The following is a 17988-nucleotide window of genomic DNA, read 5'->3' on the forward strand; positions in this document are numbered from 1 at the left end:
GGTTGCCGGAACACCAATAACCGGCCAACTCAGGTCGAGCGAATCATCCGAAAATCCCCGCTCTGCGCGCCGGATCAGCGAGGACATCCCTGATCAGGAGGCCGAGGTCGGCGTCGGGCGACAGCGGGGCGTACTTCAGGTCACACACCGGATTCCCGGCGGCGTGCACCAGCAGCCGGTGGAAACCCTGCCCGCGTTCCCACACCGCCTCACCGCCGACGCGGTCGAGGGCGATGGCCTGGTCGGCGACGCGCAGCATGAGACCGGCCTGCGGGTCGCGATAGAACAGGACCTGCATTCCGGACAGGTCCGCGTACAGCCCGGCGACCGCGCTGCCCGCACCTGCCACGCCGCGCAGGGCGCCGGTGCCGGGGTCGAGCACGGCGAACTCGCCGAAGCCCGCGTGGGCGCGGAGCAGAAGTTCGCCGTTGCCCGCGCTCGGTGCGGTGGCGCGCGGGAAGCGCTGTGCCGCACGGGCGGGTGCGGTGGAGGGCGCGGGTGGCTGGCCCATCATCGGGGCGCCGCCCATGGGCATTCCAGCGCCGGGCTGGGACTGCGCGGGGGCTTGGCCCGATCCGCCGGCTTCGTAGCGGGCGGGCGCGTCGCCGTTCGTGACGGGCTGTCCGGCAACGTGGTTCGTGCCGTCGCCGGTTGCACCCGGGTGCCCGCCGAAGGGTTGCGCCGGACCACCGGGGGCCTGCCCGTACGGGTCCTGGGCCGCATCCGGTCCGCCGATAGGCCGGCCGCCAGGTGCACCGAATTGATCGTGAGCGGGGTCGTATCCGTTGGGCGCCTGGACATTCGGGTCCCCGAACTGCCCCCAGTCGAATTCGGCTGCACCGGGTGCGGATTCACCCGGGTTGCGGGGCTGTCCGTTCGCGTCCGAGTCGGTCGGCGACTGCGAAAAGTCTTGCTGCCAGGGATTCTCCGGCAGAGTGCCCGAGCCCCCCGACCAGCTCGGCTGGTTGTTCCAGCCGGACTCGCTGTTCCAGTCCGAATCGCTGTTCCATCCTGACTGCGCCAGACCGGGGGCCTGCCCCGGGACGTAGGGCGGTCGCTCGGGCTGCGGGATCGCGGGGAAGCCGTCGGTGCCGTCCGGCGACTCGCCCGGCTGCGCGCCCGGGACGCCGGGGAAACCGCCCGGCAGCTGAGGTGACTGGCCCGACTGCGGGATCGTCGGGAACCCGCCGGAGCCGAACGGCGGCTGACCGGGCTGAGCGTCCGGGATGGCTGGGAACCCGCCCGGCAGCTGAGGCGGGCGGCCCGGCTGGTCACCCGGGATATTCGGGACTTCGCCGGGGACATTGGGCTGCTGCTGCGGCTGCGAACCCGGGATGCCCGGGAACCCGCCGGGCAGTTGGGGCGGTTGACCGGGCTGTACACCCGGAACATTCGGGACTTCGCCGGGGACGTAGGGCGGCTGCTGCCCCGGAATGCCCGGGAACCCACCCGGCAGCTGAGGCGGCTGTCCGGGCTGGGCACCTGGAACATTCGGGAACCCGCCTGGGTTTTGGGGCGGCTGCTGCGGCTGGGGAATGCCCGGGACCTCACCGGGGACATACGGCGGCCGTTGCGGCTGAGGCTCCGGAGTACCCGGGGCCTCGCCCGGTACATAGGGAGGGCGCTGGGGCTGCGACGGTGGGACGCCTGGCACCCGGTCGGGTACGTACGGCGGCTTCTGTGGCTGTGGCTGTGGCTGTGGCTGTGGCTGTGGCTGTGGCTGTGGCTGTGGCTGTGGCTGTGGCTGTGGCTGTGGAGGATTGTCGGTCGAATCCTCCGGGGGCAGCGTCCACGGGTAGAGGTCGCGAGGGGGCTCCGGCGCATATTCCGGGAACTCGAACTCCTCGTCGTGCGGGACGCGGGGCAGGTGGGAGCGCCAGTTCGCACGATCCGGCCGATCGTCGCCCGCGTCGGAACCATCCTGATCGCCGGAATTGGGATCGTCGGAATCTGGATCGTCGGAGTTCCTGTCGCCAGAGTCGGCGTCACCGGCCGTGTCGTCGGCATCGGCACCGTCGTCAGCGCGATCGACGCCTCCGGACCGGTCCCCGGCATCGCGATCCCCGGTGTCCGGACCCGTTGCTTCGGGCACATCCGGATCCTCGTCGATCCCCTCACTGCGATCTCGGTCGGAATCTGCCGATCCGTGCGGATCGTCAGCGCTTCTCCCGGCAGCTCCTGATTCATCAGGGGTATCGACATTCCGATCGGTGCCGGCCGATTCGTCCGCGGCGTCGGTGCCCAGAACGACCGGCCCACCCGGATCTCCGCCGGCATCGGCGGGGTCGGCTATCGGTTGTTCCGGTCCCGGCGACATCGCCGATTCCCGATCAGGAGGAGTGGAAGCGTCGACACCCGGCGGCGGAAGCTGCTCGGCCGAAGCATCCGGCGACGGAATGCGTTCGGCGACGGGTCGTTCCGCGTTCGGGGCCGGTTCCGTTGCGAGATAGAAGGTCTCGGAGATCGGCGGGGCCGTCGAATCATCCGAGCGCATCGGAGGTTTGGGGCTGAGTGCCTCGTCCGAACTCGACGGACCCGTTGCCGGGGGCAGTTGTTCGCCCGTGTCGGGAGCAGCCGAATGATCCGGAGTAGTTGCGGGATCAGGCTGTTCGAGCTGAGCCGGGATCGCAGAGTCCGGCGAGCGTGGCGGTTCCACGGGCATCGGCGGATACGCGGGCCTCGGCGGCTCCGACGGCATCGGCGGGTGGTTGGGCATGGGTGGACCGATAGGGCGCGGCGGCTCTGACGGCATCGGCGGGGCCACCGGACGCGGCGGCTCTGACGGGCGCGGAGGGTGCGCGGGCCTCGGAGGCTCCACCGGCATCGGCGGATGATTCGGCCTCGGCGGGCCGACAGGACGCGGCGGCTCCGACGGGCGCGGAGGGTGCGCGGGCCTCGGAGGCTCCACCGGCATCGGCGGATGGCTCGGCCGCGGCGGGCCGACAGGACGCGGCGGCTCGGACGGCATCGGCGGGGCCACCGGACGCGGGGGGTGTGACGGCGGCGGTGGGGTTGCCGGGGGATCGGCGGCAGGGTGGACGGCCGGGTCTGGGGACTGGCCGGAGGTGAGCGGGACCGGGCGGGTTGGGGGTTCAGGTGTGGGCAGGGTTGCGGGCGACGCGGGGGTCGTTGGCGGGTGGGCGGGGCCGTCAGGTTTGGCGGGGGTTGGGCCGGAGTCACCGGGGTCCGGGTCATCGCCGGGGTCCGGTGAATGTGGGGAGTCCGGATTTTGCGGCGGAGTAATGCCTCCGGTGGGGTCCTCCGTCGTCACGGCCTTGACCGGATCTGAAGTCGTCACGGCCGCAGGCTGATCCGGGATCGTCACGGCCGCAGGCTGATCCGGCGTCATCACGGCCGCAGGCTGATCCGGCGTCGTGGCGGCTTCGGCCGGGGGTGGGTTGGAGGCGGGGTCGGGGAGGTTCGTTGCCAGCCAGTCGGCGAAGGCGGCGGCTCGGTGGTGAGCTTCGGCGGCATCGCGGAGGGTGGTGAAGGCGTCGAAGGAGTGGGGGGTGACGCCGCGGATCGTTTGGGAGGCCAGATCATCGAGGGTGGAGATCAGGCGGGTGGGGGTCAGGTCGGCGGGGGCCACGTTGAGGCCGGTGTGGCGGCGGAAGTCGGAGATCGCCTGGTGCAGATCCGCTTCGGCGGCATCGCGGGCGCGGGCCGCGGCGGTGTGGGGGCCGAGGTCGGCGGCTGCCGCCTGGGAGGCCAGGCGGGACTGTTCGGCTTCCCAGCGGGCTACGCGATCTTCGGCATCGTGGTGGCGGGCTGCGGCTTCGGCCAGATCCAGGCGGGCGCGATCGGCGGGGGGCAGGGTGCGGGGATCGTTGCCGGACAGCGCCTCTCGGGTGTCGGCCACCCAGTCGCGGCTGAGGTCGGCGGCGGACTCGGGGTGGCCGATGAGGGAGGCGTCGCGCTGAGCCTCGGCGGACAGCAGGTCCAGGCGGGCGGTGGTGAGTTCGCGGCGGGCCGTGTCGGCCGGGGACTCGGCCGCGTGCACGGCGTCGAGTTGGTCCGCTTCGGCGCGGGAGAGGAAATCCTGGGCCTGGGTGTAGCGGTCGGCGGCGTCGCGGACCGCGAGCAGTTCGTCGGTCCAGACGTCGGTCTGATCCAGCGGGATTCGGTTCAGGCGCTCGATCATCTCGGCCGCGCGCTCCGGGTCCACCGGCCTGTTGCCCGGCAGATCGTCCAGGGCCGCCTCGAGTTCGGTTCTGGCGCTGTCCACTTCACGCCGCCAGGCGTCGACCGGCGACTCGTCCGGGCCCGACTCGCGCAGCAGCGCGTCGCGCATGGCGTCCTCGAGCCGGGCGACGCCGTCCTCGGCCCGGTGAAACTGCTGCGCGGCATCGTGCAGATCCGCGATCCGCCGGTCGGAGACCGCGGGCGCGCCGATCTCCCGCTCGCTCCGGGTATTCAGGTAGTCGATCGTGCCCGGCAGGCGTTCCGGGGACAGATCGGCGTCGGCGAGCGGGCGGTCCTGCCGCAGCGGCAGGCGATCGCGGGCGTAGTCCAGGTCGGCGCGTGCCTGCTCCAGATCGCGCCGGGCCCGGGCGAGGTCGGCAGCCACGTCACGCGAATCACGCGGTGGTGCTGCCGGTTCCGGAGTTCCCGTCAGCGCTCCGTGTTCGGCCGCGAGCCGCTCCAGCAGGTCGATGTCGGCCTCGCGCTCGCGGATCTCGCGCCGGAGGCTCTCGATCTGCTCGGCGAACTTCGCCGGTTCCAGCCGCTCGTGCTTGTCGATCTTGCCGTCGCGGTACAGGTCGTACACGTCGGAGTAGCGCGCGTCCTGCAGTCGCTGCACCACTTCGGCCAGCTGATCGGGCGTGAGAAGTCGCTGACCTTCGGTCGCGCTGTCGGTGTAGGCGTCGTACGCCGCGTCCATATCCCGTGCGCGAAGGGTATCGAGCACATCGGCGAACTGCCGCGGGGACAGCCGATCGTGCAGATCGACCATGCGCTTCTCGTAGATCTTCGCGATCGCCGCGTTATCGCTCAGATCGACCCCGAGCAGTCGCGACCAGACGCTGGCCGCGCCGGACGGGTTGTCGGAAACCGGTGGCTCACCGAGGAGTTCGTTCATCAGCGCCCGGAGCAGCGCGGGCGCCTTCGGATCGTGGATCGGGAGTTCGCCGTCCGCTGCGCGCGGATCGGTGGACGGGTCGTACCGCATGTTCTCGCGGTACGGATCGAGCTTGCCGAGCGTGTCGATGTAATCGGTCAGGGCCGCAAGCAATTCCGGCCGTTCACCGGAGCGGTACAGCAGGTCGTTGATGGCCTCGAGCAGCGAACCCGGCTTGACGCTCTTGGGATCGGGCCGGTACGCGACGACTTCGCCGCTGACCTCGTCCTTGACGTGCTTGGACGCGTACAGATCCTCCGGCTCGACCCCGAGCCTGCGCGCGAGCTCGTCGCGCGCGGCGAGCACGGCGGCCGAATCCGCGCCGTCGCGAAGCACTTTCGCGTAGTTCAGCAGATCTTCGACGGCCTGCAACCGCCGTACGGCGCGCACGCTCGGATCCGCCATGGCCTCGGCCAGACCCTGTGCGGTGAGCTGGGTCGGATCCAGGTTCAACCGGTTGGCCAGATTGGCCAGGTGGCGATCGAGATCGTGGAAGTTGTCGATGGCATCGCTGGTGCGAATGAAATCGACCATGCCCTCGATCTGCGCGGCCCGCAGGGCATTGTCGTGCCGGAGGTTATCGATGGTGTCCCGCAGGAACTCCGGGCCCAGATCCATCTGATAGACGGACAGGCGGGCGGCCACCTCGTTGCGTTCCTCGCGCACCACGTCCGGGTCGCGCGGAGGCGCGGGCGCGGTGTCCGGATCGGAGTGCACGGGGGCGTCCGGCTCCGGGACCGCGCCCTGCACGATCCGCCACGGGTCTGCACCGTCGCGCAGCAGCGTCAGCGGCAGTCTTTCCCCAGCGGACTCGACGTCGTGGAACCGCACCTGCGGCGGGGCCATGTCGATGACGCGGAGCCGGCCGTCCTCGTCGAATCCGACCCTGCGGTAATCGAGTTGCAGCTCACCGCGATTCAGCATGTCGCCCAGGTGCGGATTCACGGCGAGCGCGTCGGCCAGGCGGGCGTCGTGATCGATGTCGCCGCGAATGACGACCAGGCGTTGCGGACCGCCCGGCTCCCCCGGCAGCAACCCGACGCCCCGGTCGATCATCACGCCGCCGTTCGCGTGCACCCAATCGCGAGACGTGCCCTCGCCCAAGAGAATCGCTTGGTCGCGGGCGGCCTGATCGAGGCGCAGGAAGTTGTCGACGGCGTCGGCGAAATCGGCGAGCCGGTCAGCGCCGTCGCGAACCTCCATCCGCATGTCGCCGATGGTGTGGGCCAGGCGATCGGCGGTCAGCTCGTCGAGCGAAACAGCCAGCAGCTGAGCCCAGTTCGAGCGTTCGTCGCGGATCTGATCGCGCATCAGCGCGGTCTCGAACAGGCCGCCCGAGCGTTCGCTGCTGAGCTCCTCCTCGGCATTGTCGAAATCGCGGGCGGGCTCGCCGCCGTTGTTGACCCCGACCGCGTCCAGGAAGGTCGGGCGCGGGCGGCGGGCCTTGTACTCGAGGTAGTCCGCCTCCAGCGGCGTGCGGGCTCGTGCCCGGGCCGCTTCGGCGCGCTCGTCGGCCAGGATCGCTTCGTTGGCCGCGCGGACCTCGCGCAGGTAGCGGCCGAGCGGGTCGTTGTCGGAGAAGTTGATCTCGCGGGTGTACGGGACCTCGCCGTCCTGGGTGTTGTAGCGCGTCGCGGCGTCGCGCAGGCCCTCGATGGCGCCCGCGCGGCGCATGAGTTCGTAGGTCGCGGCGTCGACCGCGCGGTGCAGGGTCGCCGGATCGATCGCGGACAGATCGATGCCCTGGTCCCGCGCCATGCGGAGCAGGTCGGTGAGGGCGGCGTCGCGCGCGTCCACCGCATCGGTGACCGGCTGCGGCAGCTCCGGGCTCCAGTGATGCGGCGGCGGCTCGGGGATTTCGGGACGCTCGGCCGGACTTTGCTGGTACGGAACGTTTTCCAGCTGCTCCTCGCCGACGGGCAGGCCCGCCATGCGCAGGCTCTCCTCGACCTCGGCGCGCAGCACCGGGTCGGCTTCGGTGAACCACGGCTCGTAGAGATCGCCCTGGCGCGTGTGCATGGGCAGCGCGTCCGGGGAGATGGCGGCGGTACGGGCGGTGAGTTGGTTCAGCAGTGGGAGGCGCTCGCGGACCTGCCACTGGGTGGCTAGTTCCTTCCACAGGCGGATCGGGTTGAAGCCGCTCTCGATGCCCATCAGCAGCGTGCTGTCCACCAGGTGGCCCAGCTCCACCGCGAGCTGGACCTGCACCTGGCCGTCCTGACCCGAGCCCGACGGGTATTTCGGTGTGAAGACCGGGAATCCGGCTTTGAGACGCTCCCACTGCCTGCGGAAGAAACCGGGCCGCTGCCGGCGTTCGACCGCGTTCGAGGTCGTGGGTTCGGGCGGGAGGCCTGGGCGCGGGACCTGCTCAACCACACGGCCGTCGGGGCCGTCGGTGATGCGCACGTGAATTCGCTCGCCGTCGGCCTCGAGCACGATGCGGGTGCCGTCGGCCGGATCGGGGGTGTGGTGGGTGATCGCGAGCAGGTCGGCGACATCGGCTGCGCGGCGGTAGGTTTCGGCGCGCAGCTCGTCCAGGACGCGGGCGCTGTCCGTGGCGAGCGCATCCGGGTCCACGTTGAGACGCCGCGCCCAGTCGTCTCGGGTGCGGGCGTGATCCGCTCGGTCGGCGGGATCGGTGGCCGCGTCGTGCCGTTGGACGGCGTCGGCGAGCGCTTCGATCGCACCGGCGCGCAACACGTTCTGGAACTGCAGGTCGCCGGCGAGCTCGGACATGCGGGCGGGGGTGAGATCGGCTTCGGAGAGGTTGAGGCGGGCTGCGATCTCGGCGCGCAGTTCGGGGAGGGTGAGGACGCGCGGTTCGGACTGGGGCTCGGTGGGGCGGTTGGTGGGGGCGTCGGGGCGGGTCAGGGCGGATTGGGGGTCGGGATGTGGTGTGGACGAGAGGTTTTCGGGGTGGGTGACGGCGGAGTTGTCCGGGCGGGTCGTCGACGGGTCGTCCGGGCGGGCCGGGGAGAGGGCCGGGCGGGATTCGCCGGTGGCCGGCGGGAGGGCGGCGGCGTCTTCCTCGGCGGCGGCACGGGCCAGGCGGTCTTCCAGGCCCGCGGCGCGGATCTCCGCCTCGATGGCGGCCCGTTGCTCGGGGTCGGCTTCGGTGCGCCAGTACTGCTCGCCCGCGTAGCGCTCGTCGGGGGTCAGGGGGCGGAAATCATCCGGGCCCATGGGAGTGGGCGGGACGCCGTTCTCCGGGTCGCCGAAAAGTCCCCGTGCGCGGGCCATTTCGGCGATATCGCGGAAGGCCGCGAGGGAGTCGGGGTGGCCGGCCAGGGCCTGGCGCAGGCCGAGGGTGTGCGCGAGGCGGTCGGCGTAGGCCTGCTGCTCGGGGGTGCGGGTCGATGCCGGGCCGCGCACGCCCGGCCGGAGCAGGTGCTCGGCGAGTGCCCGTAGCGCCGGGGAGGCGAGCATGGGGTTCACCGGGGCCGGGGCGGGTGCGTCCCCGGTTGGCTGCTCCCCCACAGGAATCGGCTGCGTTTCGGCCTCGTGGATACCCGGAGGTACCGGGATGTCCGGGAGAGTCGGGGTGTAGCCCGAGCCGGGGTCATGGCCGGTCGTGGCGGGATCGCCCGATGTCGGTGCCGCGGGGAGATCGGGCACGGTCGGGGTGTATCCGTCCGGGATCGTGGCCGGACCAGAGGTGGTCGCAGGATCCGGGGTTGTCGCCGGACCGGGGCTCGGTGCCAGGTCCGGACTCGTTGCCGCAGGGGCACTCTCGGGGGGCGGGATCGCGCCGGGCGCTGGGAGATCGGGGCGGCCGCCCGCCATGTCCCAGAGCCAGTCGGCACGGTCGGCGGAGATCTGGGCGTCCCAGGTCGCGGCGTCGGCGCGGAAGCGGGCGGCCCATTCCTCGGGGCTGCCGGGGGTGTATTCGTCGGCTATGCGGTGCAGCCATTCCGCGCGCTGGGCGTCCATGCGGGCGAGCCAGTCGGCCTGGTCCGCGCGCATGCGGTCGAACCAGGCGTCCGGATCGTTGGGATCGGACGCCGGGCGCAGGGGCGGGCCCGCGTCCGGGGGTTCTCCGGGACCCGCCGGAGCGGTTTCCGGGGTGGTCGGCGGCGTATCCGGGGTGGTCGCGGACGACTCCGGGAGATCGAAGCCGGCGAGCCATTCGGCGCGCTCGGCGTCCATGCGCGCCAGCCAGGCATCGTGCTCGCGCTGCATTCGATCGAACCAGGCGTCGGGGTCATCGTCGTCGGCTGCCCGGCGGGTGGGCGGGCCGTCGTTCGGAGGTTGACCGTCACCGGCGGCTGAAGTCTCGGGAGGCGCTGTCTCCGAGTCGGTTTCGGGATGATCGAAGCCGGCCAGCCAGGCTTCGCGCTCGGCCTCCATCCGCGCGAGCCAATCGGCTTGATCCTGCTGCATGCGCTCGAACCAGCCGTCCGAGCCCGGCGCGGCGGCGGGCTCGTCGGCCGATTCGGGCCGCGGGGAGCCGGCTTCGGGTTCGCCACGGCCGGGATCCGTGCCGTCGGAACGGCCGGGGTCGGTCGGTGCGCCGTCATCGCCGAACGCCCGGCGGGGCGCGGTCGAGTTGCCGTCCGGGTCGTAGCCCGGGCGCACGACGGGGTCCGCCGCATCGGGCGGCCGAAGGGTGCCGTCCGGATTGAAACCGTGCGGGGTAACCGGCTCCGGGGGCAGCAAGGTGCCATCGGCGTTGAACCCCTGCTTGGGACCGGATTCGACTTTGCCACCAGGGTTTTCGACGGGTTCGGCCGAATCTGCCAGGTCACGCTGCGCGATGTAGTCCGCGGCAGCCTCGACGAGCACCCGGTGCAGGACGTGGGCGGCAGGGCTGGCCGCCGGACCGTTCAATACGACGTCGGTGAGGGCCTCGGCCATGGCCTCCGCGCGATCGAAGGTGCCGTCCTCGGCGAAGCTGTACCCACTGAGCTGGTCCTCGAGCCAGTCGACAAAGCCGTCCAGATCGCCCCGGGTCTCTGAATAGTGCTCCATCAGCGCGTTGAACGCCTCTGTGCGGCCGTGCATTTGACCGGAGAAGTCGATGGCGTGGGCGAACTCGTGGACCACCGTGGAGTAGATAGGACGATCTGCCGAGCCCGCGACCAGGTGGCCGGCTTCTTCGCTCTCCCGCACGCGGCGGGCGAAATCCTCAGGGTTGCCGGCGTATTGCTCGTTCAGCACCAGCCGATCCGTGTAGTGCTCGCCGTCCTCGATCTTCGGCCATGCCTCGCCCAACGTCCCTTCCTCGAGCGGCATGATGGCAATGGCGTTCAGATCGGTGTCCGGGTAGCGGGTGAACATTTCGTCCACGGCCCGCGCGAACTCGCGCAGCACTTCCGGGTCGATATTCGGATTGTCGAAACCGAATACGTCGACGTCCCAGCGCTCGGCTAACTCGTCCGCGATCTGATCGCGATCCAGGGGGGACCACTCGTCGTCGGGGCGCGGTGACCAATCCGGGGCCTCGCGCGCGGGGACGCTGCTATCCGGATCCGCCCTGGTTGTTTCGCCGTCGTCGCCGGTATCGCGCTGTGCGGGCGCGGATTCCACGCGAGGCTCCCGATTCTCCGAAGCAGGAGCGGACGACCGGTGCTGCCCAGGTTCGTCGGGCAGGGGGCTCCTGCCCGGAGAATCCGGGGTTTGCGGCGGCTGACCGTCCGGCCGGCGCGCGGACTCGGGACGGACGTCCGCGCTGCGCTCGGGACGGTTGCCCGGATCGGCATCCGGATCGAGGCGGGTTGCCGACTCCGAACCCGGCGCGGGGCGTACAGCCGCATCGGGGTCCGGGTCGGCCGTGTCATGGCGGGGCGGGGCGTCGGAATCGTCGTCCGCGCGCAGGCGCGGGTTCGGCGCAGACTCGGCGGCGGCGTCCAGCATGGCCTGATAGAGGGCCCTGGCGGGTTCGGATGCTCGGTCTCCGTTGGATTCCACGTCCGTGAAGGCTTCGGCCAGAGCCTCGGTGGGATTGAAGACGCCATCGCGGAAGCTGTAGCCGCTGAGCCCTTCCGACAGCCAGGGGCCGAAGCCGGTGAGGTCCGACGTGCCGGTGAGGCGATCGTACGCGTCGGACAGCACCCCGAAAGCCAATTCGCGGGCGCGCATTTGGCCTTCGAAGTCCAGGGCGTGACCGAACTCGTGCAGGATCGTCGAGTAGACGGGGCGGTCGCCGGAGCCGGGGGCCATGAAACGAGTCGCCTCGTCCGCGGCCAGACTGGTCTGGAACTCCTCCGGGAAGATGGCGTAGCGCAGGCCCAGCGCCAGACGTTCGGTGTACACGCGGCCCGACTCGTCCACCACCGGGAAAGCCTGTGCGTAGGTGTCGATGTCGGACAGCGGCTCGATCGAAATACCGCGCAGATCCACCGACGGATGGCGCGCGAGCATGTCGGCGATCGCGCGCGCGTACTCGCGCAGCACCTCGGTGGGGACGTGCTCGTTGTCGAAGCCGAGCACCTGGATCGGGACACCGTCGGTGCGGCGGTCGGAGAGTATCTCGGTCAGGCGGTCGGTGATTTCCCAGCGGTCGCGGGTGGACCAGTCGTCGTCCGGACGGGGCGACCAATCGGGCTCGGGTGTCGCGGAACCCGGTGAGTTCGCCGCGTCGTCCGCGTCCGAGGTGTGTGTGGTCGCGTCGGTGTGGACCGGGCCTGCTTCGGGTTGAGCGTGCTGGGGGACGGGTGAATCGCCGCCGGGTCCGGGGTCCGAACCCCAGTCGCTGCCGTCGAAGAACTCCGGGCCGTCGGGATCGTCATCGGGCGACTGGCGTCGGGCGGGGGGTTCGAGGCCGTCGGGGCGGGTCGTACTGGGGTCGAGGCCGTCCGGAAGGGTTGCGGTGGGATCGAGACCGTCGGGGCGGGTCGCGTTCGGGTCCAAGCCGTCGGGACGGGTCGCGTTCGGACCCAAGCCATCCGGACGAGTCGCGTCCTGATCCAAGCCATCCGGACGAGTCGCGTTCGGATCCAAGCCGTCAGGGCGCGTCAGGTCGGCATCGACGGCGTCGGGGCGAGTCGGGGCCGGATCGAAGCCGTCCGGGCGCGTTGTGTCGGTGCGGGTTTCGGGAGACGACGGCGGCGGGCCGGGGGGTGGGAGAGGGGTCCCGAAGGGCGGGGTCGCATCGGGGAGGGTGGGGTGGGGGGCGAAGAGGCGTTCCGCGCGGAGTTGTTCCAGGAGGGCTTCGGCTCGGAGGCGGGTGATCGTGCCTTCGAGGTCGTTGGTCAGGTCGGCGAAGGTCAGGTCGAAATAGTCGGCGAGGATGCCGAGGTCCTCGACCAATTCGGCGCGGCGGCGGCCTGCTTCGCGGAACTGGTCGCCGAGGGGGCCGTCGAGGGGCGCGCCTTCCATGCCGTTGTTGACGCCGGGGTGGTCGAGGATGTTGGCGGCGTCGCCGCGGAGCTCGCGCAGGTAGCGCTGGCCCGGATCCTCGGTGACGCGGCCCTTACCGTCCAGGGGCAGCTGGTCGCTGAAGGGGACGCGCTCGTTCTCTTCGACGTAGCGGCGGGCGAGATCTTCCAGCTCGTCGACCATGTCCACGCGGCGCTGGGCGCGTTCGCGGGGATCGAGGAGATCCTGCGTGGCATCGGGTGAACCCGGTTCGGGCAGGCGGGAATCCAGGTCCGCCCAGTGCCGGCGCAGGTGTTCGGGAATATCGACCTGATCGGCCAGGCTCGGATCGGCCTCGTTCTCCCAGTAGCGATTCGGGGTGCCGTCCTCGTTCACCGGGACGGTGAAATCATCCGCGCGATTCGCCTTGAAGCCCTTGAAGAACTCGGCGATGCGGCCGCGCTTCTTGTAGAGCTCGATGACCTCCTTCAGCACGCGGATGATGCCGTCCGAACCGTCGAGGTTCGGTTTGCCGCCGAAGATCGTGGTCAGGCCCTCCCAGAGGAACGACGCGCCGAAACTGTCGTTTTGGGAGCCGGAGGGGTGGCGCAGGATCTCCGCGTGCTGACGCAGGAGTTCGCGGATCTCGTCGCGGATTTGTCGTAGACGCTCGATCAGGCGCGGGGCCTCCGGGCGCACCGGCAGCGGGGCGGTCGGCAGGTCGGGGCCTACCTCCAGCGGGAGGGTGTTCTGGCGGGTTATGTCGGTGCGCGTCGCGTCGGCGGCCGGGAGGTCGGGGCGCGTGGCATCCGCGCGGGTCGACTGCGTGGGCAGATCCTGGCGGGTCGGGGGTGCGTCCGGGCGGGTGGCGTCGAGCGGGATGTCGGGACGGGTGGCCGGTGCGACCGGGATGTCCGGACGGGTCATATCCGTGCGGGTCGCCTCGGAGACGGGAATGTCGGGGCGGGTGGCGTCCGAACCCGGTGATTGCCACGAGCCGTCGGGATTGCGGGCATCCGGCCGCCATTTGCCGTCGGCATCGCGCAACATGCCGGGCGGGTCACCCGGGCGCTGCCAAGAGCCGTCCGGATTGCGTTCTGCCACCGGGGTTTCGGCGTCAGGTCGTTGCCAGGAGCCGTCCTCGGCGCGGCGGTCGCCGGGCGCATCCGCATCCGGACGCTGCCAAGAGCCGTCCTCGGCGCGGCGGTCGCCGGGCGCATCCGCATCCGGACGCTGCCAGGAACCGTCCTCGGCGCGGCGGTCGCCGGGATGAGCCGATTCATCGTGCCGATCGGGCGCGGCGTCGGCGTCCGGGCGTTGGAAGCTGCCATCCGGATTGCGTTGGTCGCCGGTGGATTCGGGTGTGCGGGCGAAACCCTCGTCGATCGTCCGCTCCAGCTCGGCCAGACCGTCGTCGATGCGGCGTTGCATCTCCGCCAGGCGATTGGCGGACTCGTCCAGGACGTCGCCGGCGCGATCCAGGGCATCGGCGAGGTTGGGTTCCTCGCCTCGGGTGGCCGCGTCCATGCCGCGTTCGACGAGGCGGTCCAGGTCGGCGAACCCTTCGTCGATGCGGCGCTGCATCTCCGCAAGGCGCGCTTCGGATTCGGAGATGACGGCGTTCGCGCGATCGAGGGCTTCGGCCGTGGTCGGGAGCGGGATTTCCTGGGTATCAGCGGAATCCGGTCGGGAGTTCGGATCGTCCGCGGTGGGCTTGTCGGCCGGGGTTTCGGCGTCCGGCTTGTCGGCGGGAGCGTCGGTCTTGTCGGCGGGAGCGTCGGTCTTGTCGGCCGGGGTTTCGGCGTCCGGCTTCGCCGCAGAATCGTCTCCCCCGGGCTTCCCGGGTGAATCGTCGCCGGGTTTCCCCGACTCGTCACCGGAGTCCGGGGTGCGGCCGCGCGGGGGCGACTCGTCGCCGGGTGAAATCACCTCGGGGCGTGCGGCATCGGGATCGCGGCCGCTCGTCGCATCGGCGGCGATGTCGGTGAGCAGGTTGTAGAGGACCCGGGCAGGTTCGCTGGCGTCGTCGCCGTTCAGCTCGACGTCGGTGAACGCCTCGGCCAGGGCCTCGGTGGCGTCGAAGTTGTCGCGGTCGTCGAAGCCGTAGTCGCTGAGCTGATGCAGCCACTCCTGGAAGCGGGCGTTCTCGGCGTCGGTCCAGTTCTGGACGTTGTAGGTGTCCTCGTAGTGATCGACCAGCGCGTCCAGGGCGCGATCGCGGGCGTCCAGGTTGCCGGCGAAATCGAGGGCGTGGCCGAGTTCGTGCACGACCGTCGAGAACACCGGCCGGGCAGCGGAATTCGGGACCAGATCGCCCGCCGCCTCATCCTCCGACACGGCGTTCGCGAAGCGTTCGGGCGTGGTCATCCAGGTGTCGTTCAGCACCAGCCGCTGGGTGACGATGCTGCCGTCCGACCCCCACGCCGACCATGCCTCGGCGTAGTTGTCCGGGTCGTCCATCGACTGGACGGACACCTCGCGCAGGTCGATCTCGCCGTAGCGGCTGACGACGTCGTCGACCGCACGGGCGAACTCGCGCAACACTTCCGGATGCACGTTCGGGTTGTCGAAGCCGAATGTCTCGATGCCGTGCAAGGTGCGCAGCCGCTCGGAGATCTCGTCTGGGGTCAGGTTCGACCAGTCGTCGACCGGGGGTTCGTCACCGCCGTACAAGGCGGAGGCCACTTCCTCGTCTGTTGGCGGGCGGGCGTCCGCGTCACGCGGCGCTCCCCCGTCGCCCGCGCGGTCCGGTCCGCCGTCGCCGATGGGCTCGCCGCCCGAACGGCGGGCCGCTGCGGGGGCGGGGCGCGAACGCGGCTCGTGCGCGGCGGGAGCCGGGGCGTCCACGGGAAAGGGGATGACGTTGTCGACACGCGGGACCGAGCCGGGGTCATCGCCCAGCGGGGAACCGGCACGATCATCACCGACGGTGCGGGACGCGACGGAATCGGTTGCACCAACAGCATTCTCGACGGCTCGGATCGTCCCAGCCGGGTCCGCATCACGAATCGGAGCCCCATCGCCGGTGGTGTGCGGGGCGTCCGGACGCGCCGCCGAGCTTTCCTCGGCAGATGAACGAGACTCCGGTTCGGAGGTTCGATCCGCGCCCGGGTCGTCCGGCTGCACCGTGTCGTCGGCACGCGGGGGCGACTCCGTGCGCGAGGCGGAGTCGGAATCGGCGCGGGGGTTCGCGTCGGTTCCGGGCGCGGGGTCGGCGCGCAGGCTCGGGTCCGGCCGTGCGGCCGGTTCGGCATCATGGCGACCGACCGCGGCGGGGTCCGCGACCGGGTCGACGGCGGGACGGGACTCCGGACCGTCTACGGGATTCAGGTCCGCGCGCGAAGCGAGGTCGGAGTCGACTCGGGGGGCAGTGCCGGGCTCGGGGGCGAGGTCCGCGCGGGGCGGTGTCGTGTCGGCGGCGGCCCGCGGAGCTTCGCCGGGGCCGGGGGCGGCATGGGCGCGCGGGGCCGTGTCGGCGAGTGGCGTGGTGACGTCGGGGCGAGTGGCGGCGTTCAGATCCGGGCGGGGTGCGACGTCCGGCCGGGCGGGCGGGGCTGGGGCACGGTGATCGCCGGGGGTATTGGGGGACGTAGGCGCGGTCGAGGTGGGAGCGGTGGTGGGCGGGGCGGTCGCCGTCGCGGGGGACGTGGTCGGGACGGGGGACGTTGCGGGGACCTGGTCGCCGGCCGGAGAAACCGGTGCGTCGAGGTGGGAAGTGGGGGTGTCGGGGGTCGTGAAGGGGGTCGAGGTGGGGAAATCGGCCGACTCGGGAGTGCGGGCGCTGTGGTCTGCTGCGTCGGCGGGGTGGGTGGGGGGTGCGTCCGAGGGGGCGGCGGAGACTTCGGCCGTGGGGGACGTGGGGGCGTCGGAGACACCGGCGCGTGGGGTCTCGGCGGACGGGTCCGCGGCGGCCGCGTGTGCATCGGCGGCGTCGGGAGCGCTTGCGCGGGAGGCATCTTGGGTCTCCGGCGGGGAATCTGGGTGGGCGGACGAGCCGTCTATGTCCGCGCGGGAATCGGTGGCGGCACCGGGGTTCGAGGGTGCGTCCGCGCGGGGGGCGCTGGATTGGGGTGCGCTCGAAGGCTGCGAACTCGAACCGGGTGCGCTAGAGCCCGGGGCGCTGGAGCCCGGCGCGGACGTGGTGGGCGCGGCGTGGGGTGCGGAGGTGACGGGGGCGGTGCTGGGGGCCGGGGCTGCCGTGGGGCCCGCGGCCGTGTTGACCGTGGGGGTTGTCGCGGGCGAGTCGGGGGTCGAGGCGCGGGGGGCGTTCGACTCGGAAGTGGCTGGGGCGCCGCGAAGGTCGTTGGTGTCGTGGCCGCCGGGACGGGTTCGGTCCTCACCTCGGGTGGGCTCGTTGACATCCGGGTTGGCGCGGTTGTCCTGACCGTCTGTCGTGGGACGGGTGCTCGGATCTTGGCCGTCGGTGGTCGGACGGGTGCTCGGGTCCTGACCGGGGGCGGCGGGATCCACACCGGGAGCGGCGGGGTCGACGCCCGGAGCGGCGGGATCCACACCGGGTGCGGGCGGATCGACGTTGGGGGCGGGCGGGGCCGGGGGCGGATCGCTGCTGCCGTCGCCGCCGCGGGAGTCCCAGAAGTTGTGGGCGGCATGGTGATTCATGCCCGACATCGCGCCGTTCGTGGCGCCGGCGCTGAGCATGCGCCAGTCGAACTGGGTGTTGGAGAGGTTCTCGACCGCCTGGTCCCAGCCATGCTGTGCCACGTCGAAGCCGAACTGGGCACCGGTCGCGGCGACGAAACCCGCTCCGGCACCGGCCAATCCGGCGCCGATGCTGGCCAGGCCCGCGCCGCCGATACCGTCCAGGCCGCGCCGGGCCAGGTTGTCGCCGAGCCAGCCGCCGAACGGGCCGGCCGCCGCGCCGCCCGCCGCCGAGCTGATGGCGGTGACGCCGACCTGGGTCCAGTTGATCTCTTTGCGGGAGCCCTTGGACACCTGGTACTGCTGGATGCCGATTTCCTGGACCGTGCCGAGGGTGAAATCGATGGCCACGTGGCGCAGTAGGAATTTCGCGAGCGCGGAGCCCGCCATCTTCGCGGCGAAGCGAGCGATCGCCGCCACCGCGCGGGCGCCGATGATGCGGACCGCGACCCGGGTGAAGGCGATCGCCGCGGCCTCCACCGCCGGTGCGGTAGGCGGAAACACCCATGCGGCAATGAGTTCCGCCGCCAGCAGCCCCAGCGACGAATAGAACATCAGCTTCGTGTACTCGATCTCGGTGCCGGTGTCGTGCGCCGAATCACCGATCGAGTCGAAGTATTTCGCCAGATCCGGGATGGAGGTGCTGTCGTCCGCGTCGGTCTTGCCGCTGAGCAGGTCGAAGACCTTGGCCATCTCCTCCGAACCCTTGCCGTCCGGGTAGGAGGCCAGGGTGGCGTAGCGCGCGTCGCTGACCTCGTCGAGCAGGCCGCGCAGACCGTCGGCGGCGGTGTGCCAGTCCTGGGCCAGATTCCACATCTGGTCTTCGTTGCCGTCGGGCCATTCCATGCCGACGATCCAGCCCAGCCATTCGAGTTCCGAGGGCAGGTAGATCATGACGTGCCGACTGCCCCGGG

General features: G+C 71.3%; 1 protein-coding gene. It reads right to left on the reverse strand.

Annotation, left to right across the window (positions count from 1 at the left end; translation table 11 throughout):
- Nucleotides 1-43: 43 nt before the first annotated feature.
- Complete coding sequence (locus tag ACFVBH_RS29280; RefSeq protein WP_379006472.1) at nucleotides 44-17968, reverse strand: hypothetical protein; 17925 nt, start codon at nucleotides 17966-17968, stop codon at nucleotides 44-46.
- Between the last annotated feature and the right edge of the window lie 20 nt (nucleotides 17969-17988).

Source organism: Nocardia sp. NPDC057668 (assembly GCF_042799795.1).
Taxonomy (GTDB): Bacteria; Actinomycetota; Actinomycetes; order Mycobacteriales; family Mycobacteriaceae; genus Nocardia.